22 protein-coding genes are annotated in these 19,770 nt (G+C 70.0%); 6 read left to right on the forward strand and 16 right to left on the reverse strand.

Annotation, left to right across the window (positions count from 1 at the left end; genetic code table 11):
• The first annotated feature begins 7 nt into the window (after nucleotides 1–7).
• Nucleotides 8–1,246 (forward strand): MFS transporter, encoded by a 1,239-nt coding sequence (locus tag HD593_RS48020; RefSeq protein ID WP_246547132.1) that lies wholly within the window; start codon nucleotides 8–10, stop codon nucleotides 1,244–1,246.
• 7 nt (nucleotides 1,247–1,253) lie between these two features.
• Here HD593_RS48020 and HD593_RS48025 read toward each other — a convergent pair whose 3' ends face one another.
• The 3 genes from HD593_RS48025 to HD593_RS48035 all read right to left on the reverse strand — a co-directional run bounded on the left by HD593_RS48025 (nucleotide 1,254) and on the right by HD593_RS48035 (nucleotide 3,737).
• The gene (locus HD593_RS48025) at nucleotides 1,254–2,006 is read right to left on the reverse strand and encodes an MBL fold metallo-hydrolase (protein WP_185109553.1); all 753 of its coding nucleotides are present in this window, start codon (nucleotides 2,004–2,006) and stop codon (nucleotides 1,254–1,256) included.
• Nucleotides 2,003–2,827, reverse strand: coding sequence for a glutamate racemase (gene murI / locus HD593_RS48030; protein WP_185109554.1), 825 nt, complete (start codon nucleotides 2,825–2,827; stop codon nucleotides 2,003–2,005). Before murI ends, HD593_RS48025 begins: the two co-directional genes overlap by 4 nt.
• 118 nt (nucleotides 2,828–2,945) lie before the next feature.
• The gene (locus HD593_RS48035; protein WP_185109555.1) at nucleotides 2,946–3,737 is read right to left on the reverse strand and encodes a thioesterase family protein; all 792 of its coding nucleotides are present in this window, start codon (nucleotides 3,735–3,737) and stop codon (nucleotides 2,946–2,948) included.
• A 102-nt stretch (nucleotides 3,738–3,839) separates the two neighbouring features.
• Between HD593_RS48035 and HD593_RS48040 the strand changes: the two genes are divergently transcribed.
• The gene (locus tag HD593_RS48040) at nucleotides 3,840–4,166 is read left to right on the forward strand and encodes a hypothetical protein (protein WP_185109556.1); all 327 of its coding nucleotides are present in this window, start codon (nucleotides 3,840–3,842) and stop codon (nucleotides 4,164–4,166) included.
• An 85-nt stretch (nucleotides 4,167–4,251) separates the two neighbouring features.
• Nucleotides 4,252–6,141, forward strand: a complete 1,890-nt coding sequence (locus tag HD593_RS48045; RefSeq protein ID WP_185109557.1) for a DUF3352 domain-containing protein — start codon at nucleotides 4,252–4,254, stop codon at nucleotides 6,139–6,141.
• A gap of 75 nt (nucleotides 6,142–6,216) precedes the next feature.
• Here the strand turns inward: HD593_RS48045 and HD593_RS48050 are convergent, their stop codons facing one another.
• The 5 genes from HD593_RS48050 to clpS all read right to left on the reverse strand — a co-directional run bounded on the left by HD593_RS48050 (nucleotide 6,217) and on the right by clpS (nucleotide 8,837).
• Nucleotides 6,217–7,164 carry a PLP-dependent cysteine synthase family protein gene (locus HD593_RS48050; RefSeq protein ID WP_185109558.1) on the reverse strand — a complete coding sequence of 316 codons (948 nt, stop codon included), beginning with the start codon at nucleotides 7,162–7,164 and terminating at the stop codon, nucleotides 6,217–6,219.
• 1 nt (nucleotide 7,165) lies between these two features.
• A complete protein-coding gene (locus HD593_RS48055) occupies nucleotides 7,166–7,438 on the reverse strand; it encodes a MoaD/ThiS family protein (RefSeq protein ID WP_185109559.1) in 273 nt (90 codons plus the stop codon).
• Between the two features lie 141 nt (nucleotides 7,439–7,579).
• Nucleotides 7,580–7,981, reverse strand: a complete 402-nt coding sequence (locus tag HD593_RS48060) for a M67 family metallopeptidase (protein WP_185109560.1) — start codon at nucleotides 7,979–7,981, stop codon at nucleotides 7,580–7,582.
• A gap of 9 nt (nucleotides 7,982–7,990) precedes the next feature.
• Nucleotides 7,991–8,515 (reverse strand): DUF2017 domain-containing protein, encoded by a 525-nt coding sequence (locus tag HD593_RS48065; protein WP_185109561.1) that lies wholly within the window; start codon nucleotides 8,513–8,515, stop codon nucleotides 7,991–7,993.
• A 28-nt stretch (nucleotides 8,516–8,543) separates the two neighbouring features.
• A complete protein-coding gene (gene clpS / locus HD593_RS48070) occupies nucleotides 8,544–8,837 on the reverse strand; it encodes an ATP-dependent Clp protease adapter ClpS (RefSeq protein WP_185109562.1) in 294 nt (97 codons plus the stop codon).
• Nucleotides 8,838–8,883: 46 nt separating this feature from the next.
• On the opposite strand from clpS, the gene HD593_RS48075 reads away from it, so the two are divergent.
• From HD593_RS48075 to HD593_RS48085, 3 genes are all read left to right on the forward strand, one after another.
• Nucleotides 8,884–10,167 carry a nicotinate phosphoribosyltransferase gene (locus HD593_RS48075; RefSeq protein WP_185109563.1) on the forward strand — a complete coding sequence of 428 codons (1,284 nt, stop codon included), beginning with the start codon at nucleotides 8,884–8,886 and terminating at the stop codon, nucleotides 10,165–10,167.
• A gap of 15 nt (nucleotides 10,168–10,182) precedes the next feature.
• Nucleotides 10,183–10,752, forward strand: coding sequence for a nicotinamidase (locus HD593_RS48080; RefSeq protein ID WP_185109564.1), 570 nt, complete (start codon nucleotides 10,183–10,185; stop codon nucleotides 10,750–10,752).
• A gap of 128 nt (nucleotides 10,753–10,880) precedes the next feature.
• A complete protein-coding gene (locus HD593_RS48085) occupies nucleotides 10,881–11,432 on the forward strand; it encodes a hypothetical protein (RefSeq protein ID WP_185109565.1) in 552 nt (183 codons plus the stop codon).
• Nucleotides 11,433–11,441: 9 nt separating this feature from the next.
• On the opposite strand, the gene HD593_RS48090 is transcribed toward HD593_RS48085, so the two are convergent.
• From HD593_RS48090 to HD593_RS48125, 8 genes are all read right to left on the reverse strand, one after another.
• Nucleotides 11,442–11,819, reverse strand: a complete 378-nt coding sequence (locus HD593_RS48090; protein ID WP_185109566.1) for an STAS domain-containing protein — start codon at nucleotides 11,817–11,819, stop codon at nucleotides 11,442–11,444.
• A gap of 183 nt (nucleotides 11,820–12,002) precedes the next feature.
• Complete coding sequence (locus tag HD593_RS48095) at nucleotides 12,003–12,227, reverse strand: hypothetical protein (protein ID WP_185109567.1); 225 nt, start codon at nucleotides 12,225–12,227, stop codon at nucleotides 12,003–12,005.
• 181 nt (nucleotides 12,228–12,408) lie between these two features.
• Nucleotides 12,409–14,160 carry a DEAD/DEAH box helicase gene (locus HD593_RS48100; protein ID WP_185109568.1) on the reverse strand — a complete coding sequence of 584 codons (1,752 nt, stop codon included), beginning with the start codon at nucleotides 14,158–14,160 and terminating at the stop codon, nucleotides 12,409–12,411.
• A gap of 124 nt (nucleotides 14,161–14,284) precedes the next feature.
• A complete protein-coding gene (locus HD593_RS48105) occupies nucleotides 14,285–15,220 on the reverse strand; it encodes a hypothetical protein (RefSeq protein ID WP_185109569.1) in 936 nt (311 codons plus the stop codon).
• 82 nt (nucleotides 15,221–15,302) lie between these two features.
• Nucleotides 15,303–16,688: an MFS transporter gene (locus tag HD593_RS48110; RefSeq protein WP_185109570.1), complete on the reverse strand. Its 1,386-nt coding sequence runs from the start codon at nucleotides 16,686–16,688 to the stop codon at nucleotides 15,303–15,305.
• A 27-nt stretch (nucleotides 16,689–16,715) separates the two neighbouring features.
• A complete protein-coding gene (locus HD593_RS48115) occupies nucleotides 16,716–17,654 on the reverse strand; it encodes a zinc metalloprotease (RefSeq protein WP_185109571.1) in 939 nt (312 codons plus the stop codon).
• A 78-nt stretch (nucleotides 17,655–17,732) separates the two neighbouring features.
• Nucleotides 17,733–17,990, reverse strand: a complete 258-nt coding sequence (locus HD593_RS48120; RefSeq protein ID WP_043616197.1) for a DUF3039 domain-containing protein — start codon at nucleotides 17,988–17,990, stop codon at nucleotides 17,733–17,735.
• A gap of 91 nt (nucleotides 17,991–18,081) precedes the next feature.
• Entirely contained in the window at nucleotides 18,082–19,674 is a 1,593-nt protein-coding gene (locus HD593_RS48125; RefSeq protein ID WP_185109572.1) for an MFS transporter, read from the reverse strand.
• Between the last annotated feature and the right edge of the window lie 96 nt (nucleotides 19,675–19,770).

Here is a 19,770-nt window from a genome sequence, read left to right on the forward strand (position 1 = left end):
TTACGCAATGACAACGGGGGTGTTGCGAAACCCTGACTTCCTCCGGTTCCTCAGTTCGCACGTGGCGAACGAACTTGGGGCGAATATCTCACGCGTGGCACTTCCGCTGGTGGCCGTGCTGGTGCTGCACGCGGGGCCCGCGGAGGTGGGGATGCTGACGTCTCTGCAGACGGCGGCGTTCCTGCTGATCGGCCTGCCCACGGGGGTGTGGGTCGACCGGATGCGCAAGCGCCGGGTGATGATGGCGTCCGATGTGATCAAGTTCGTGCTGCTGGGGAGCATCCCGGTGGCGGCCGCGTTCGACGTGCTGACGATCGAGATGATGTTCGCGGTGGCGCTGCTGGCGGGGATGTCCCAGGTGTTCAACGACGTGGCCGACCAGTCGTACCTGCCCCATCTGGTCAGCACGCCGCAGCTCGGCGACGGCAACGCCAAGCTGGAGGTGGTGCGGTCGGGAGCGTTCCTGGCGGGGCCCGGGGTGGGAGGCGCGCTGGTGCAGCTGCTCGGCGCGCCGCGCACGGTCGTCGTCACCGCGCTCGGCGCGCTGGCCTCGGTGGCGCTGCTGCAGTCGATCAAGGTGCCCGACAAGCCGCCCTCCGACGTCGAGCGCAAGCCGCTGCTGCGGGAGATCCGCGAGGGCCTGGTGTACGTGTGGCAGGACCGGCTGTTACGGGCGTTCATGGCCTCGTCGGGCATCAACAACCTGTGTGTGAGCGGCGTGCTTGGCCTGTCGGTGCTGTTCCTGGCCGAGACCGTCAAGCTGTCGCCCGGCGCCCTCGGGGCGCTGCTCATGTCCGGCGGGATCGGCGGGGTGCTGGGCGGGCTGACCGGCGGCTGGTTGTCGAGGCGGCTCGGCAGCGCCAGGGCGACCCTGCTGGCCATCCTCATCGGCGCCCCCGCCGGCCTGCTCCTGCCCATGACGCAGGCCGACTGGCGGGTGGTGTGCTTCGCCATCACCTCGATCATGATCTCCTGGGCCGCGACCATGTCGAACGTCGGCCAGACCACCTACCGGCAGACCGTCACCCCCGACCACCTGCTCGGCCGGGTCAACGCGTCGGTGCGCTTCGTGACGTGGGGGGTGATGCCGCTGGGCGCGCTGTTCGGCGGGCTCGTCGCGCAGCAGATCGGGGTGCGGGAGGCGCTGTGGCTGCTGATGATCTGCCGGATCGGGGCGTTCGTGCCGCTGCTGTTCTCGCCGCTGCCCCGCGTGCGCGACTACACCGAGCTCCAGGCCAACGCCTGATCCCGGGTCAGGCCAGGTCGTACACGGCGCCGCTGCGGGCCAGCTCGACCGGGCCCGCGTAACCGCCGCCCGAGGCCTCCTCCAGCACGGTGGCCTGGTCGTTCCAGGGGACGAGGTGGGTGAGCACGAGCCTGCCCACGTCGGCCTTCGCCGCGTGCTCGGCCGCCTGGCGGCCGGTGAGGTGCAGGTCGGGAGGCAGGTCGGGGCCCTCCACGAACGACGCCTCGCACAGCAGCAGGTCGGTGCCCGCGGCCAGCTTGACCAGCTCGTTCGACTCCCCGGTGTCACCCGAGTAGGCGACGCTCCTGCCGCCGTTGGCGACCCGGAACCCGTACGCCTCGACCGGGTGGTTGACCAGGCCGGCGGTGAGCGTGAACGGCCCGATCTCGTACGCGCCCGGCCGCAGCGCCACGAACTCGAAGGCCGTCTCCAGCCCGGGCTCCTCCGGCATGCCGTACGCGGCCGCCAGCCGGGCGGGCGCGCCGGCGGGCGCGTAGACCGGCACGGCGGGGTACGGCGCCGCGGGCCCGTACGTGCGCGCCACGTGGTAGCCGCAGATGTCGAGGCAATGATCGGCATGCAGGTGCGATAGGCAGATGGCGTCCACGTCGTACAGGCCGATGTGGCGTTGCAGCGCGCCCAGCGACCCGCTGCCGAGGTCGAGCAGCAGCCTGAACCCGTCGGCTTCGAGGAGGTAGCAGGATGCGGGGCTGTCGGGGCCGGGGTAGCTCCCGGAACAGCCGACGATGGTCACCTTCATGTGGGCCTCCCGTTATAGGTAGTACCCCCCACTGGTGCGACTTCGACCACCTCGATCTCCGGGCCCAGGAACCGTCGCCCGAGCCGGGCGAAGAGCAGGGAGTCGCCGGTGGCGCGGAAGCGGTGCCGGGGGGTGGCCTCGCCTCCCGCCGCCAGATCGCGGTCGTGCAGGATCCGGTAGACGTCCTTGGCCGTCTCGTCGGCGCTGGAGATGAGCGTGACCCCTTCGCCGGCGACGTAGGAGATGGCGCCGGTGAGCAGCGGGTAGTGCGTGCAGCCGAGGATGAGCGTGTCGCACCCGGCGGCCCTGATGGGCTCCAGGTACTCGCGCACGACCTCGATGAGCTCGTCGCTCATCGTCTCCCCACGCTCGACGTACTCCACCAGGCGTGGGGCGGCCACGCCGGTGAGCAGGACGTCGGGCGCCGCGGTGAAGGCGTCGTGATAGGCCATGGAGTCGATGGTGGCCCTGGTGGCGATCACGCCGACCCTGCCGTTGCGGGTGGCGCGCACCGCGCGCCTGGTGGCCGGCATGATCACTTCGACGACGGGGACGTCGTAACGTTCGCGGGCGTCGCGCAGCACGGCGGAGCTGGCGCTGTTGCACGCGATCACGAGCATCTTGACGTCCTGCTCGACCAGGTGGTCCATGACCTCCAGGGCGTAGGCCCGCAGCTCCGCGAGGCGCTTGGGCCCGTACGGCTGGTGGGCCGTGTCGGCCACGTAGGTGATGGATTCCTGGGGCAGCTGATCGATGATCGCGCGGGCGACCGTCAGGCCGCCGACCCCGCTGTCGAAGATCCCAATACTCGCGTCCGGCACGCTCTAGAGGGTAGGCGACCTGCACGATCAACACTGCGTAAGAATGCTCACACTGCGACACGTGTGGCGGAGAACGATGTTGCCTTCCTCACAGAAGGCGCGCATTTAGCGCGATATTTCAGCCTCTTCCGACGCGGGCGAGCTGGCGTGACTGGGCGACGAGGCGGCCGGTGGAGTCGCGTACCTCGACCTCCTCGTCGAACCAGCCGTCGGAGACCAGCCGGCCGCTGCCGAGCAGCGTGAGCCAGCCGGGCGCGGGCAGGGCGCGCAGGTGCCAGGTGAGGTCCACGGTGGGCGCCCAGCCGCGCCCTCCGGCGGAGAACACCACGGGCGGCAGCGCGTCCACGGCCAGTGCGAGCACGTACGGGTCCGGGTCCTGGGGCTCGGCCATCCTGAAGTACGCCCGCGACTCCGGCCTGCCGGTGGGCTGCCCCTTCAGCCAGCCGATCGTGGGCGGGTCGAAGAGCAGGTCCATCTGGGCGTTCAGGGTCATGCCCGACTCGGGCTTGGGGTCGGGGAGCTTGGCGCAGTCCTCGATCGGGGGCAGGGTGTGGGCCGCCTCGTCCTGGTAGACCGGCTCGACGTCCTGCAGCGTGGCCGTCGTGATCAGGCCCTCGATCTGTGCCACACCGTCCTGCACCAGCGTCGCCCTGGCGAACGCGGCCGTCCTGCCCGCCTTCAGCGGCTCGATCCTGACCTGCGCGGGCCCGGCGACCGGTGCTTTCAGGAACTGCGCCGTCTGGCTCACGGGATGTTCGAACGGCGAGGCGTCCACCGCCGCGCGCAGGATCACGGCCATCAGGTAGCCGCCGTTGAGCGGGCCGCCGATCGCGTATCCAGGGTCGAGACACACGTCATAGGTGTTCTCGTCCACCCTGATCGCCTGCGTGGCCTCGTCGAACTTGGTCATCCGCCCTGCCTCATCTCTGGAACTATGTTCTAGACACTCTAGAGCATTCCTCCCTCAGCGCGCCTACCTGCGAAAACGTGATTCGGCTGACAACGTTTGATCATGGCAAGTGTCACCGAACTCATCGGTCAGTCCGTTTGGGACTCCAACGGGGTGTGGGTCGGTTTCGTGGTGGACATCCGGGTGGTCAAGCACAAGGGCGAGCTCCAGCAGAGCCACACGGTCTACGGCCTCGTCGTCTCCAGCCGCCGGGCTCCGCTCCTGCTCGGCCTCACCCGTGATCGCCAGGGCCGATCGGCCTGGATCTCGCGATCCCTGGCGCGGGCGGTCTACGCCGGGTGCACGTTCGTGCCGTGGGAGCACGTCACGGACTACGGAGACGGGGAGGTCCACATCGATGTCCTGAGAAAAGAGCTGAACCGCGTCTAATTCCAACTTCAGCACATTGCAAGCGCCCGTCTAGCAACATCAGCTACTTTCTCTGTGGTCAAAAGTCCACTTTGTGAGTTGAGTGATGTCTGCGAACAATCCCCCCTATGGCCAGGATCCCGACCGGACCACGGCGTACAACTGGAACCAGGGGCAGCCGGAGCAGCAGCCGACGGCTCAGTATCCGGGCCCGCCCTACCCGCCGCAGCAGCCGTACCAGCAGCAGCAGTACGGCCAGCAGCCGCAGTACGACGCTCAAGGTCAGGGTGCCTACGGCCAGCAGGCGTCCTACGGCCAGCAGCCCGACTACGGCTCCCAGTACGGCCAGCAGCAGCCCTCCTACGGCGGCGCGCCCCAGTACGGCGGCCAGCAGCCCCAGCAGGGCTGGCAGCAGGACCAGGGCTGGCAACAGCAGCAACCGCAGCAGGGCTGGCAGCAGGAGCAGGTCGGCTCGCAGCAGGGCTGGCAGCAGCAGGGCCAGTACGCCCAGGGTGGCTGGCAGCACCAGGGCCCCGACGGCTTCGGCCAGGAGCCGCCGAAGAAGGGCCGCAAGAGCTGGATCATCGCCGTCGCGGCGGCACTCGCCGTGATCCTGCTCGGCGGCGGCGCGGTCTGGGCCGTGGGGGCCTTCGGCGGCGGCGGCACCCAGCCGAACGACGTGCTGCCCGCCAACTCGATCGCCTACGCCCGCCTCGACCTCGACCCGGCCGCGAACCAGAAGCTGGCACTGTTCCAGCTCGCCAGGAAGTTCACGGTCACCAAGGACTCCTTCTCCGGCGAGGACCCGCGCAAGGCGCTGTTCGACCTGATCAACGAGCAGGACTCCGACAGCAAGCTCGACTTCGCCAAGGACGTCGACCCGTGGCTGGGCAGCCGCGTCGGCTTCGCCGCCGTCCCCTCCGGCAAGGAGGAGCCCGACTTCGCGGTGGCCGTCCAGGTCAAGGACCAGGAGCTGGCCAAGGCCGGCATCGCCAAGCTCATGGAGGGCGACAAGTACGGCCTGGCCTTCCGCGAGGACTACGCGCTGCTGAGCTCCACCCAGGCCCTGGCCGACAAGTACGCCCAGGGTGAGGGCAGCCTGTCCGACAACGCCGAGTTCAGCGAGGACATGGGCGCGGTCGGCGAGCAGGGCGTGCTGTCCTTCTGGGCCGACATGGGCGGCCTGATCGAGCTGGCCAAGAAGGAGATCCCGGCCGAGCAGCAGGCGGCCGTCGAGCAGGCCAAGGACGCCAGGTTCGCCGGCGCCCTGCGCTTCGACAGCGCCTACGTCGAGCTCGCCGGCATCGTGCGCGGCGCCAAGGGCCTGACCCCGCAGGGCGACCTGCCCAAGGCCGACCTCGCCACCCTGCCCGCCTCCACGGCCGGCGCGCTGTCGTTCTCCGGCCTCGACCAGGCGATCACCAAGCAGTGGGCCGAGATCGAGAAGCAGGCCACGGCGGCCGGCGGCACCCAGATCCGCCAGCTGCTGCAGCAGGCCGAGACCCAGTTCGGCCTGCAGCTGCCCGCCGACCTGGCCACGGTCTTCGGCAAGAACTTCACGGTCGCCGTCGACAGCGAGGGCCTGGACGGCGACCAGGTCAAGGGCGGCGTGCGCGTGACGACCGACGACCCGGCCAAGGTGCAGGCGGTCCTCGACAAGGTGCAGGCGGCGCTCACGCAGAACGGCGGGACCGCCCCGCAGATCGCCAAGGCCACCGGTGACGGCGTCTTCACCGCGGCGACGACCGACGAGTACGCCAAGAAGCTCGCCGAGGAGGGCACGCTCGGCGACTCCGAGACGTTCCAGACCGCGATCCCCAACGCGGCCGACGTGAACTACGCGCTCTTCGTGGACCTGGACAAGGTCGAGAAGCTCTACCTGGCCTCCATGGAGGGCGACGACAAGGCCAACGCCCAGGTGCTGCGCGCCGTGGGGCTGAGCGGCACGCAGACCGACACCGAGGCGACGTTCTCGCTGCGGCTGCTGTTCAACTGAGGGCGATAGAACGGAAGGGCGGCCGGTCGACGAGGACCGGCCGCCCTTCCTTCTTGTCCCGCCAGTCTTGTCCCGCTAGGCCCAGAGCTGGCCTTCCAGGCGCTCCTCCGCCTCGTCCAGGGTGCCCTCGTAGGCGCCCGTGGACAGGTACTTCCAGCCGCCGTCGGCCACCACGAACACGACGTCGGCCCGCTCGCCCGCCTTGACGGCCTTCGCGGCCACGCCCAGCGCGGCGTGCAGCGCGGCCCCGGTGGAGACACCGGCGAAGATGCCCTCGGAGGCCAGCAGCTCGCGGGTGCGGCGCAGCGCGTCGGCCGAGCCCACGGAGAAGCGGGTGGTCAGCACCGACTCGTCGTAGAGCTCGGGGATGAACCCCTCGTCCACGTTGCGCAGCCCGTACACCAGCTCGCCGTAACGCGGCTCGGCGGCGACGATCTGCACGCCCGGCACCCGCTCGCGCAGGAACCGGCCGACGCCCATCAGGGTGCCGGTCGTGCCGAGCCCGGCCACGAAGTGGGTGACCGTGGGCAGGTCCTCCAGGATCTCGGGGCCCGTGCTCTCGTAGTGGGAGCGCCAGTTGGCCGGGTTGCCGTACTGGTAGAGCATCACCCAGTCGGGGTGCTCGGCGGCCAGCCCCTTGGCCACCCGCACGGCCTCGTTGGAGCCGCCCGCGGCGGGCGAGGAGATGATCTCGGCCCCCCACATGCGCAGGAGCTGGCGGCGCTCCTCCGAGGTGTTCTCCGGCATCACGCAGATCAGCTTGTAGCCCTTGAGCTTGGCCGACATGGCCAGCGAGATGCCGGTGTTGCCGCTGGTCGGCTCCAGGATCGTGCAGCCCGGCGTGAGCAGCCCGTCCTTCTCGGCCTCCTGGATCATCCACAGGGCCGGCCGGTCCTTGATCGAGCCGGTCGGGTTGCGGTCCTCCAGCTTGGCCCAGATCCGCACGTCGGCGGAGGGCGACAACCTCGGCAACCCCACCAGAGGAGTACGGCCGACCGAGTCGATCAGTGAGTCGAAACGCATGTCACCCGCCGGCGACTGCGGGAAGCACGGTCACCGTGTCGCCGTCGGACACCGGCGTGCCGAGGCCGCCGAGGAAGCGCACGTCCTCGTCGTTCAGGTAGACGTTGACGAAGCGGCGCAGGCTGCCGTCGTCGACCAGGCGCTCCTTGATGCCGGGGTGAGCGGCCTCAAGGTTGCTGATCAGCTCTTCGAGCGTGGCGCCCTCGGCGTTCACGGCCTTGGCGCCGTCGGTGTAGCTACGCAGGATGGTCGGAATGCGAACCTCGATGGCCATCGCGGTCAGTCTCCTCAGGTCAGGTCGTCGTCCCATCGGCATGCAACGCCGATGGCTGGATGCGGATTCCGAGTCACGGACAGTCGTAGACGACGACAGCAGGAGTGTGCGCAAAGAGGAAGCTCTGCACCGGCCTGACCATCATGGGAGAAACCTTACCTCTTCCTCCGTGACGACACCCTCGAGGATGCGGTAGGAGCGGAACTCCACCTCGTGCTCGTCCCTGGTGGAGACCAGGACGTAGTGGGCGCCGGGCTCGGAGGCATAGGAGATGTCGGTGCGCGACGGGTACGCCTCGGTGGCGGTGTGGGAGTGGTAGATCACGACCGGCTCCTCGTCCAGGTCGTCCATCTCCCGCCACACCCGGAACTGCTCCATGGAGTCGAAGCGGTAGAAGGTCGGGGAACGCTCGGCGTTCTCCATGGGGATGAACCGCTCGGGCACGCCGTTCTTCCCCGCGATCACGCCGCACGCCTCGTCCGGGTGATCGGCCCGCGCATGGGCGACGATCTTGTCCACCAGTTCCTGCGAGATCGACAGCATGCCCGGAAATTACCAGAGCGCCCGGACCAGGCTGTCCTGGAGGTAGGTCAACCAGTCGTAGGTGACGTAGGCCGGGTAACGGGGGTCGTCCTCGGACATCGTCGCGATCTCGTCGTGCACCTCTTCGGTCACGTCGAGCTTGGTGCCGAGCGTCAGGCGCAGGTCGTTGAGCGAGCGCAGCCACGCCTGCGCCTCCTCCGGCGACAGCTCGAACCGCCCCGACCGCGCGGTCTCGTGCACGGTCTGCGCGTCGGCCCGCTTGCCGTCGCGCAGCGTGGCCTCGGTGTAGCGGCGGAACTCCACCGACTCCTTCTCGTCCTCGTACGCCGACGGGAACAGCCTGGCCAGCACCGGATCCGACGGCGCCGCCCCGTCACCGATGCCCAGCGCCCGCTCCAGCGGGTCGTCGCTGGTCTGCCCGGGCGAGACGATGCCCAGCATCATGGAGACGAGCGAGCGCAGCAGCGAGACCTCGGCGGCCTCGAACTCCGCCACGACGCTGCCGTTTCTCCCCCGCGAGAACCCCGAACTCACCGATGCCGCCTCACTGACCTCGAAAGATTCACTTGACCGAGTCCGGCTGGAGCGTCGCCCACAGGCCGTAGGAGTGGAGAATCTGCACATCTCTTTCCATCTCCTCGCGCGTGCCACTGGACACGACAGCCTTGCCCTTCTGGTGCACGTCCAGCATCAGTTTCTCGGCCTTCTCCCGGCTGTAGCCGAAGACCGTTTGGAAGACATAGGTCACGTAGGACATGAGGTTGACCGGGTCATTCCAGACGATGGTCACCCATGGCAGATCGGGCCGGACGTCCGATGACGGACGCTCGACGGCGATTGGAGCGGTGCTACCCACATCCCCGAGTCTGCCCTATCTGGGCCGTAGTCTTCGAGTCGTGACAATGACCATGAGCACTGCGTTGCTCACAGATCACTATGAGCTGACGATGCTGCAGGCCGCCCTGCGCAGCGGTGCGGCGCACCGGCGCGCGGTCTTCGAGGTGTTCGCCCGCCACCTGCCAGGAGGCCGCCGCTACGGAGTCGTCGCCGGTACCGGACGTGTCCTGGACGAGCTCGAACGCTTCCGTTTCGGTGACGATGAACTCACCTATCTGCGCGAACACGGGGTCGTGGACGAGGCCACTCTGGCGTTTCTGGCCGATTACCGATTCTCCGGGAACATCTACGGCTACCGCGAGGGCGACCTCTACTTCCCCGCCTCCCCGATCATGGTGGTGGAGGGCACGTTCGCCGAGGCCGTGCTGCTGGAGACGGTCGCGCTGTCCATCCTGAACCACGACTGCGCGATCGCCTCCGCCGCCTCCCGCATGACGAACGCCGCCGGCAAGCGCCCGCTCATCGAGATGGGCTCGCGCCGCACGCACGAGGCCGCCGCGGTGGCCGCCGCCAGGGCCGCGTACCTCGCCGGGTTCGCCTCCACCTCCAACCTGATGGCCGGCCGCATGTACGGGGTCCCCACGGCCGGTACGGCGGCGCACGCCTTCACGCTGCTGCACGACTCGGAGCGGGCGGCGTTCGAGGCCCAGATCGCCTCGCTGGGGCCGGAGACCACGCTGCTGGTGGACACCTACGACGTGCCCGCCGCCGTACGCACGGCCGTGGAGCTGGCCGGCACCAAGCTGGGCGCGGTCCGCATCGACTCCGGCGACCTGGCCGCGGCGGCCCAGGAGGTGCGCGAGCAGCTCGACGCGCTCGGCGCCTTCGACACCCGCATCCTGGTCACCTCCGACCTCGACGAGTACGCCATCGCCGCGCTCGCCGCCGCCCCCGTGGACGGCTACGGCGTCGGCACCTCCCTGGTGACCGGCTCGGGCGTGCCGACGGCGGCCCTGGTGTACAAGCTGGTGGCGCGGGAGACGGCCACCGGCAAGCTGGAGGCCGTGGCCAAGCGCTCGGTGGGCAAGCCGTCGCGCGGGGGCCGCAAGGAGGCGTACCGGCTGCTCGACGACCAGGGCCACGCCGAGACCGAGCTGATCACCACCGGCGGCCTCGTCCCCGAGGGCGGCATCCCCCTGCTGCACGAGCTGGTCCGCGACGGCCAGGTCGTCGGCCGCGAGCCCCTGTCCGCCGCCCGCGACCGCCACGCCGCCGCCGTCGCCACCCTCCCCCAGGAGGCCCTCCACCTCGGCCGCGGGTACGCGGCGATCCCCACCGAATTCTCCTGACGTATCGTGCTACGTATGGGCACCGCGTTGATCATCGTCGATGTGCAGAACGACTTCTGCGAGGGCGGCAGCCTGGCCGTGGCCGGGGGCTCGGAGGTGGCCGCGGGCATCACCCGCCACGTGGCCGACCACGGCTACGACCACGTCGTGGCGACCCGCGACTACCACATCTCCCCCGGCAGTCATTTCGCCGAAACCCCCGACTACGTCTCCACCTGGCCCGCCCACTGCGTCGCCGGCACGCCGGGGGCCGACTTCCACCCGTCGTTCGACGTGTCCGGGGTGGAGGAGGTCTTCAGCAAGGGGGCGTACGAGGCGGCGTACAGCGGCTTCGAGGGCACGTCGGGCGACGGGGTGCCGCTGGCCGACTGGCTGCGGGAGCGCGGGGTGCGCGAGGTCGACGTGGTGGGCATCGCCACCGACCACTGCGTGCGGGCCACGGCCCTCGACGCGGTCAAGCACGGCCTGGCGGTGCGGGTGCTGCTTGACCTGACGGCCGGTGTCGCGCCGACGACCACGGAGGCGGCGATCGCGGAGCTGCGCGAGGCAGGCGCCACCCTGCGGGGAGCGCCTGCCCTGGGCTGAGCCGGGCGATCACGAAGCGTATGCACTGGGCAACGCTCAGGTCATGTGATATCGAAGAGGGCGAACCCACTCCGAAGGCGGAGTAACACGGAGAGTGACCACTCTTCCATTCCACCGGGAGGTTCCTCATGCTGCCCCTCTCCCTCGGCATGGCCTGGCTTCTTCTCGCCCCCCTCTGCCTGTGGCTGCTCATCAGGGGGAGCAACACCGAGCGCGCGGGCGCGATCCTGACGTTAGCCCTGCTGGAGGCCGGGACGATCGCGATGAACGCCGTCCTCCACCCCGCCATCCCCGCCCGGTCCGCCGCCGCCCACACCCTGCCGTCCCCGCCGTCCCCGCCGGCCCGCACCGCCCCGATGCCGGCCTCCTGTGACGAGCGGGCCCAGGTGCCCCGCACCGCCCAGCCCAAGCCCGGCGGGGAGCTGCTGCTGACCTGGCCGGCGACGCCGCGCGAGTGCGCCCGCGCCGAGGTCACGCTCCTGGCCAGGGACAGGAAGATGCTCATCTGGCTGCGCACGACCGGGCGCACCGGGGAGCACGAGGCCCGGGGTGGCGTGCTCACGCTGCCCGTCCGCGTCAAGGACGGCACGGCGTCGGTGCGGGTCCCGTTACACGGCGAGCCCCGGTACGCACCGGCGGACGGCCGCAGCGGCCGCCGCATCCCGGGACCGGCCGCTTGAGAGGGGAGTTCAGGGATGGGCGATGGCCAGCCGCAGCGCGTCGTCGAACACGGCGAACACCTCGAACGCGTGCCGCAACCCGGTGATCGACAACACCCGGGCCATCACCCCCTGAACTCCTCCCAGCAGCAGCCTCGTCCCCCTCGACTCGCACCGCTGCATGATGTCGACCAGCTCGTTCATCCCCATGGAGTCGCAGAACGAGACTTCGCCGAGATCCAGGATCAGGAAGGATTTGGGGGGCAGCTCCCAGATGCGCTGCAGGTGTTCCCGGAGGATCGGCAGCGCGTTCACGTCGAGCTCGCCCTCGAGCCTGATGATGATGGCGTTTCGAGAGAGGCCGGAAGTGACGGCGAGCGTCGATTTTCCGGTGGCCTCAGACGACATGGGCAAAGTCCTTCTGCATATCCGCAAGACAGCCAAGAGAGGTTGTTGCCGCTTCCGTCGAGCTTCTAACAGAAGGCCACTGCTCTGTGGCCAAATGCACAGAGTCACGCATCGTAATCACCGGCCTGACGGCTGTTTCATACGCTTTGACCTGCCGAAACGCCTGTCACCGCGCCTTCGCCGTCATATCGCGCGATAGGTGACCAGGTACGCCAGGGTAAGGACGGCGAGAACCCCGAGCAGGAGTCCCGTGCCGCCGACCACCATGACAACATGCGTATGGCGGAACATCTTGCGCATCGCGGCCACCGTCAGCCCTATCAGGACGGTCAGGATGACGAGGGACACCTGCCTGGAGTCGATGACCGTGGAGATCCCCGCCGTGAACGCGAGGGACAGCGCGTGCATTTCTTCCTCCCGCCGGCCGCGCCGATTGCTCGATTCCCGCGAATCAAAAGATCGAGCGCGCCCCTTTTTTCGTTGAATGAAGCCGAATGAGCCCCTCTCTACCCTCATTCACCGAACACAGGCGAACCGCACGAGAATTACGCCCCCCGCACCGGCCGGAGGGCGTATCCGCTTACTCGGTTCAGCGCCGCTGGGTGGCCCAGCGGCGGATCGTGGCGATGCGCTCCTGGATCTGCTCCACGGTCGCCTGGGCGATCGGCGGGCCGCCGCACGCGCGCCGCAGCTCCGAGTGGATCACCCCGTGCGGCTGGCCCGTGCGATGGTTCCACGCGCCGACCAGGCCGTTGAGCTCGCGCCGCAGCTCCGCGATCTGCTCGTGCGGCGCCAGCTCCTCCTTGGCCGGCTCCACCTGCTGCTTGCGCTTGGCCGCCTGCTGGTCGGACTGCCGCTTGCGCAGCAGCTGGGCCACCTGGTCGGGCTCCAGCAGGCCGGGCAGGCCGATGAAGTCCTCCTCCTCGGCGGAGCCGATCTCGGCGCCGGTGCCGAACTCGCCCCCGTCGAACAGCACCCGGTCGAACGTGGCCGAGGTCTCCATCGTCTCGAACGGGAGCTCGTCTCCAAGGACGTCCGGATTGTCCTGCTTGCGGTTGGCCTGCTCCAGCAGCGAGTCGTCGAGGCCGTCCTCGGGAGGCCGCTTGTTGAGCACGTGGTCGCGCTCGACCTCCATCTCGTTGGCCAGGCCCATGAGCGTGGGCACCGAGGGGAGGAAGACCGAGGCGGTCTCGCCGCGCTTGCGGGCCCGCACGAAGCGGCCCACGGCCTGGGCGAAGAAGAGCGGGGTCGAGGTGGAGGTGGCGTAGACCCCGACGCACAGGCGGGGGATGTCGACGCCCTCCGACACCATGCGCACGGCCACCAGCCAGCGATCCTCGGACGCCGCGAACTGCTTGATCTTCTTGGACGCGCCGGGGTCGTCGGACAGCACCACCGTGGCGCCCTCACCGGTGATGTTGCGCAGGTGGCGGGCGTAGGCGCGGGCGGTCTCGTGGTCGGTGGCGATGACCAGGCCGCCCGCGTCGGGCACGCCCCTGCGCACCTCGGTGAGCCGGCGGTCGGCGGCCTGCATGACCTGGCGGATCCAGTCGCCCTTCGGGTCGAGCGCGGCCCGCCACGCCTGGGAGAGCTGGTCCTTGGTGAGCGGGGTGCCGAGCGTGGCGGCGATCTCGTCGCCGGCCCGCGTGCGCCACTTCATCTCGCCGGAGTAGGCCAGGAAGATGACCGGCCGCACGACGTTGTCGTCGAGCGCCGGGCCGTAGCCGTAGGAGTAGTCGGCGACGCTGCGCTTGAAGCCCTCCGCGTCCTCCTCGTAGGCCACGAACGGGATGGGGTTGTCGTCGGACCTGAACGGCGTGCCGGTGAGCTGGAGGCGGCGCGTGGCGGGCTCGAACGCCTCGCGCACGCCGTCGCCCCACGACTTGGCGTCGCCGGCGTGGTGGATCTCGTCGAAGATGACCAGCGTCTTGCGGTGCTCGGTGCGGGCCCTGTGCAGCGCGGGGTGCATCGCGACCTGCGCGTACGTCACCGCCACCCCGGTGTAGTCGCGCGAGGTGGCGCCCTGGCTGTTCTTGAACTCGGGGTCGATGGCGATGCCCACGCGCCCTGCCGCGTCGGCCCACTGGCGCTTGAGGTGCTCGGTGGGCGTCACGATCGTGACGGCCCTGATCACCCCGTTGGCGAGCAGCTCGCTGGCGATGCGCAGGGCGTAGGTCGTCTTGCCCGCGCCCGGCGTCGCCACGGTGAGGAAGTCACGCGGCTCGCGCCTGAAGTAGAGGTCGAACGCCTCCTGCTGCCAGGCACGCAACTTGGGCGCGGTGCCCCACGCTGCGCGGTCGGGATAGGAAGGCGAAAGGTGGGACGCGGCGAAGGTGCTCACCGCATCACCTCTGGGGTTCGTGTGCTTCGCTCTCTCACAGTGACCCAAGAGTAATCGGGCCCACCGACAAGACGTGCCGTGAGCCGAGGATTCTGGCCAAGGTCTTCCTCACGTGCTATGCGGCTTATCGGAGACTCGTCATCACCGCGTCGAGCGCCTGCCTGCGGCTGTTCTCCTCGGGTTGCAGCAGCCCGACCAGCAGGACGGGGCGGGACCCGCGGGTGAGCAGCATCACCCTCAGGTACGCCGGGCGGTTCACCACGTCCTGGTATTCCGCTCGTAGCGCACGGGTGTGCCCGTCGGGCAGCCGCCGGTCCTCGACGACCGTCACGCGGTCGCCCCTGAGCAGGAGCCTGGAGTACAGCTCCGCCGCCTCCTCCGTGGCCTGCTCGGCGTCCTTCACCGGCCCCGGCACCGGCCTGGCCATCACGAGGCCGCCGTGCCCGTCGCGTACGACCGAGGTGAACCCCGTGACGGGCGGCACCGCGCCCGTGCTCCAGCCCTCCGGCAACGTCGCCGCCACGCCGGCCAGCGCGTCCCTGAGCCGGCCCGTGTCCCCCGGCGGCGCGGTGAGCCACAGCGCCACCGCCACCGTCGCCGCCACCAGCCCTGCCCCGACAGCCAGCGCCGCCAGCACGGGCCCCGCGCGCCGCCGGAGCCGTCCCCCGCGTGCGCCGGGGTCGCGGGGAGTGCCGTGGAGGCGGGCGGACGGGGGGAGCGCGTCGTCCTGGCCTCCGGCGGGGCCGGGGTCGCGGGGAGCGGTCCGCTGGATCCGCGGGTTCCACCCGGGCTCCTCCGGCTCCAGGTCGAGCGGATGTGGCCGCCGCGGGATCTGCGCGGGCTGTCCCCAGCCGGGGTCCCCCGCGTACGGCCGGCCCCGGCGCCCCCAGGCCGGCGGCGGTTCGGGAGGGCGGTCCCGGCCTTCGGAACGTTCCGGATCCCGAGGCGGCTCCTGCTCCTCGTCACGGCGCGCGCCCCACGCGGGCTCCGTGTCCTCTGGAGGAGTACGGCGATGCCTGGGCCCCGAGTGAGGCGGCCAGACCCGGTGATCACCCTCCATGGCACCTCCTTGCCCGCTGTCCTATCACTCCTCGCCACAGGGATCAGGAGAACCGTGATCGCTGTGACGGGAGGGACGGAATTCAGCGGACGCGGCCGGCGAGCAGGGTCGCGCTCAGGGAGATGACCGCCATGAGGGCGCAGATGACCAGGAACCCGGTGGCGATCTGGGAGGAGGAGTGCCCGATCACGTTCACCAGCGCACCGCCGATGCCGATCGACAGCGCCGAGCCGAGCTGGTCGGTGACGGAGAGCGCGGCCGAGTTCGCGCCCTGCTCGTGCACCGGCGACTGCTTCATGGCCGTGACGCTGATGGTGGTCAGGCCGAACCCCATCCCGAAGCCCGCCACGATCCACGCGGGCACGGAGATCCATCCGGTCACCCCGGGTACGACGGAGAGCATGCAGATCAGGATCGCGACGGTGACGCAGCCGGCGCCGAGCCTGATCCGCTTGTGCGCCTCACCGGCCCGCCTGCTCTGCAGGAACGATCCCGCCGACCAGCCGAGCGCCCCGGTCGTCAGCGCGATGCCGGCCGACTTGATGTCGAAGGACTTCACGTCCTGCAACGCCAGCGGGATGTAGGCGTTCACGCCGAAGAAGGAGGCCGAGAAGAAGCCCCGCATGAGAACGGTCGTGGCCAGCCCGCGCCGGAACCGCAGCGCGCCCGGCGGCAGCAGCCGGTACAGGCCGTAGACCAGCAGCGCCAGTCCCACCACGGTCTCCACGCTCGCCTCGCCGGCCTTGGCATGCAGCCGGTCCACGCCGTGCAGCAGCAACCCCGCCCCGCCGGCCGTCGCGGTGGCGGCCAGCGTCATCTCGACCGGCCTGGAGCGCGGCCCGGTACCGGGCCGGGCGTCGCTCGCCGAGCCCATCCGCAACGCCGGTACGAGCATCACCAGCGCGGGCACGACCAGCGGCACGATCCCGTAGAAGACGTAGCGCCAGCCCCACTGCTCCCCGACGAACCCGGCCACCGACGGCCCCACCATCGCGGGCACCACCCAGGCGGCCGAGACGGCGGCGAACGCCTTGGGCCGCACCTCCATGGCGTACACCCGGGCGATCATCACGTACAGCGCCACGATGGAGGCCCCGCCGCCCAGCCCCTGCACGGCCCGAGCCACCAGGAACATCTCGGCGGAGCCCGCCGCGCCGGCCAGCGCCATGCCGATCGCGAACAGCACCACCCCCGCCAGGAACGGCAGCGCGTAGCCACGCCGGTCCGACCAGAGCCCGGCCACCACGTTCATGAACAGGCTGGCGATGAGGAAGGCGGAGAAGCTGAGCCCGTACAGGTCGAGGGCGTCGAGCTCCTTGGCGATGTCGGGCATGACGACACCGACGGACATGCCCTCGAAGGCGATCAGCGTGACCACCAGCAGGATGCCTAAGGTGGCCGTGCGGTACTCGGGGCCGAGGATTCCCGCGGGCTTGTGGGGAGCGTCGAGTGCCTTTGGTGCTGTCACCTACACATCGTAGACGGGCCCGACTTGTCAGACAGCGGGCGTGTCGCGGTAGGCCGCCCACATCTCGTGCATGCGATCCGCCTGCCCGACCGTGAACTCCCACATGCACCGGTCGTGGGCGTAGTCCATGTAGTTGTGCGCGGGGTCCTGGCCCGGCTGACCGGGGCAGGTGTCCTTGCCCTGCGGGCACGCCTCGGTCGGCCTGGCCTCGGGCGAGGTGTCGTCGATGCCGTCGCCGGGGGCCTTGCAGCCGTTCTCGAACGTGTGGAACAGGCCGAGCCAGTGGCCGATCTCGTGCACGCCGGTGAAGCCCTTGTTGTAGTCGCTCATCGCGCCGCCGGGCAGGCTGCGCCAGTCGATCACCACGCCGTCGAGCGCCGGGGCGCCCGCGTACCAGTAGGGGTAGCTGGCGAAGCCCAGCATGAGCTCGCTGAGCTGGGCGATGTAGAGGTTCAGCGTGCCGGCCCCGCCCGCGTGCATGGCGCTCTTCATGGCCCTCTCGTGGCCGACGGGGTCGCTGAACCAGGCGGCCTGCTCCTTGACCGTGATGCCGTCGAGGCGGAAGCGCACGCCGGTGTCCACGCCGCCGAACCTGCCGCCGTACGCGGAGTTGAGCGTGTCGATCTGGGCCTGGACCGCCTGGTCGGAGACCCGGCGCTCGGGGCCGGGCGAGATGACGTGCACGCGGGTGGGCACGGTGATCTCGCTCGGCGGCGTGACCCCGCTCAGCCGCTTGCCCAGCTCGGCCATCACCATGGCGACGTCCTGCGGCCTGGGCGAGCGCGGCCCGGGCCGCCCCGGCACCCGCCAGTGCCCGTGGCCCCGCGTACGAGCCGCGGGCGCGTGCGCCCGGTGCGGTGCCGCCACGTCACAACCGGCCGCCAGGGCGGCGCCGGGCCGGAGCGGCGGGATGAACCCGGCCGCGAGCAGGCATGCCAAAGAGACGGCGGTCGCGCGCCGGGCCATGCGGTCCCCCCACTACGATACGAGCTGGTCTGGCTACAGACCGTAGCTCCACGCGCGAGGATTACCGCACAGCAACACTCACTGCTTGTCGCCGTCGCCGTCGCCGCCCTGGGGCAGGCCCTCGTAGATCTCCTTGCACTCCGGGCAGACCGGGTACTTCTTCGGGTCGCGGCTGGGCACCCAGACCTTGCCGCACAGGGCGCGGATGGGCGTGCCGGTCACCATGCTCTCGGTGATCTTGTGCTTGTCCGCGTAGTGGGCGAACCGCTCGTGATCGCCGTCGCCGTGCGACGTCCGCGGAGTGGTCTCCTGCTCTGGGAGGATCTTCGTGCTCACCCCACCGAGTTTATGCCCGCCCGCGACCGGCCCCCGCAACGCCGTACGGCCCCCGCCCGGAACGAGCGGAGGCCGTACGGGGAGCGAACTGTCAGCCCACGTGGACCGGCGCGCCCTCGGTCTTCCTGCCGGCCCTGACGAAGAGGGTCAGCACGGCGGTCAGCACCGCGATGCAGGTGCTCACCAGGAAGGCGAGGTGCATGCCGTCCATGAACGACAGGTGGACGGCGTCGCCGACCTGCTCCGGCAGCCCGGGAGGCGCCTGGCCGAAGGCGGCGGCCTTCTCCAGGAGCGTGAGCTGCTCCGGCGTGACCCCCGCCGCCGGGCCGAGGTAGCCCGGCAGCGTGTCGGAGATCTCGGCGGCCATCACGGCGCCCAGGATCGCGGTGCCGAGCGCGCCGCCGACCTGCATGGCCGACTGCTGCAGGCCGCCCGCGACCCCGCTCAGCTCGACCGGCGCGTTGCCCACGATGATCTCGGTGGCGCCCACGAAGACCGGCGAGAGGCCGAAGGCCAGCAGCACGAACGGGATGCCGCTCTCGATGAACGTGGCCTCGATGCCGAGCCTGGACATGAGGAACATCGCGAGCGCGGTGATCAGCAGACCGGCCGCCATCGTGATCTTCGGCCCGAGTTTGCCGAGCGCCATGCCCGCCAGCGGCGAGGCGACGATCATGCCCGCGCTCATCGGCAGCATGTAGAGGCCGGCCTGCAGCGGGGACAGCCCGTGCACGCCCTGGAAGAAGAAGCCCAGGAAGAACATCGCGCCGAACATCGCGAAGGCGACCATCATCATCAGGAAGGTGCCGATGGAGATGGACGGGTTCGCGAACAGCGACAGCGGCACCAGCGGCTGCCTGGCCCTGCTCTGCCAGAAGACGAACGCGGCGATGAGCACCACGAACGCCCCGACGAAGGTCAGGGTGGTGCTGTCGCCCCAGCCCCACTCGGGGGCCTTGATGATCGTCCAGACCAGCGAGAACATCGCGCCGGACAGCAGCACCACGCCGAGCCAGTCGATGCGCGCGAACGTCTGCGAGCGGTTCTCCTTGATCAGCAGCACGCCCATGATCAGGGCGATGACGCCCACCGGTGCGTTGATGAAGAAGACCGACTCCCAGCTCACCTTCTCGACCAGCACGCCGCCCACGATCGGGCCGGCGGCGCTGGACAGGCCGATGATCGCGCCCCAGGCGCCCATGGCCTGGTTCAGCTTCTCACCGGGGAACGCTCCGCGCAGCAGCGCCAGGGCGGCGGGCTGGAGCAGCGCGCCGAACAGGCCCTGCAGCACGCGCAGCCCGATCAGCGCGCCGATCGGGGAGACCCCGGGAATGATGTCGGCCAGTTCGGCGCTGAGTCCGATGCCCACAGACGACAGGGCGAAGCCCGCCACGCCGATGAGGAACACCCGCTTGTGCCCGAACAGGTCGCCGAGCTTGCCGGCGGTGATCAGGAAGACCGCGAGCGCGAGCAGGTAACCGCTGGTCACCCACTGCAGGTCGGAAAGTGACGCCTTCAGGTCCGCCTGGATGACCGGGTTGGCGATGCCGACGACCGTGCCGTCGAGCATCACCATGATCACGCCAAGGCTCACCGCCAGCAGCACAAGCCACGGGTTGCTCCCCGCCCCGTGCTTGCCAGGGCCAGACGAGGACGGTGCGGCCACCGCCTTCGTATCAGCCATGAATCCCCCTATATCGCCCCGCACCGGGGCATAGATCTCGTAAGCCTCCGGTAATCTACTGTCAGCCTGTGACGTGTGACAAACGACTTTTATTCG

This window comes from Nonomuraea rubra, assembly GCF_014207985.1.
Taxonomy (GTDB): domain Bacteria; phylum Actinomycetota; class Actinomycetes; order Streptosporangiales; family Streptosporangiaceae; genus Nonomuraea; species Nonomuraea rubra.

Bases quoted from the DNA above. Each gene is read 5' to 3' on its own strand.
- HD593_RS48115 (WP_185109571.1), bottom strand. From the start codon at position 17,654: ATGGCCCGGCGCGCGACCGCCGTCTCTTTGGCATGCCTGCTCGCGGCC.
- HD593_RS48050 (WP_185109558.1), bottom strand. From the start codon at position 7,164: ATGCGTTTCGACTCACTGATCGACTCGGTCGGCCGTACTCCTCTGGTG.
- HD593_RS48055 (WP_185109559.1), bottom strand. From the start codon at position 7,438: ATGGCCATCGAGGTTCGCATTCCGACCATCCTGCGTAGCTACACCGAC.
- HD593_RS48125 (WP_185109572.1), bottom strand. From the start codon at position 19,674: ATGGCTGATACGAAGGCGGTGGCCGCACCGTCCTCGTCTGGCCCTGGC.
- HD593_RS48080 (WP_185109564.1), top strand. From the start codon at position 10,183: ATGGGCACCGCGTTGATCATCGTCGATGTGCAGAACGACTTCTGCGAG.
- HD593_RS48085 (WP_185109565.1), top strand. From the start codon at position 10,881: ATGCTGCCCCTCTCCCTCGGCATGGCCTGGCTTCTTCTCGCCCCCCTC.
- HD593_RS48095 (WP_185109567.1), bottom strand. From the start codon at position 12,227: ATGCACGCGCTGTCCCTCGCGTTCACGGCGGGGATCTCCACGGTCATC.
- HD593_RS48105 (WP_185109569.1), bottom strand. From the start codon at position 15,220: ATGGAGGGTGATCACCGGGTCTGGCCGCCTCACTCGGGGCCCAGGCAT.
- HD593_RS48045 (WP_185109557.1), top strand. From the start codon at position 4,252: ATGTCTGCGAACAATCCCCCCTATGGCCAGGATCCCGACCGGACCACG.
- HD593_RS48025 (WP_185109553.1), bottom strand. From the start codon at position 2,006: ATGAAGGTGACCATCGTCGGCTGTTCCGGGAGCTACCCCGGCCCCGAC.
- HD593_RS48060 (WP_185109560.1), bottom strand. From the start codon at position 7,981: ATGCTGTCGATCTCGCAGGAACTGGTGGACAAGATCGTCGCCCATGCG.
- HD593_RS48020 (WP_246547132.1), top strand. From the start codon at position 8: ATGACAACGGGGGTGTTGCGAAACCCTGACTTCCTCCGGTTCCTCAGT.
- HD593_RS48090 (WP_185109566.1), bottom strand. From the start codon at position 11,819: ATGTCGTCTGAGGCCACCGGAAAATCGACGCTCGCCGTCACTTCCGGC.
- HD593_RS48035 (WP_185109555.1), bottom strand. From the start codon at position 3,737: ATGACCAAGTTCGACGAGGCCACGCAGGCGATCAGGGTGGACGAGAAC.
- HD593_RS48075 (WP_185109563.1), top strand. From the start codon at position 8,884: ATGACCATGAGCACTGCGTTGCTCACAGATCACTATGAGCTGACGATG.
- HD593_RS48040 (WP_185109556.1), top strand. From the start codon at position 3,840: ATGGCAAGTGTCACCGAACTCATCGGTCAGTCCGTTTGGGACTCCAAC.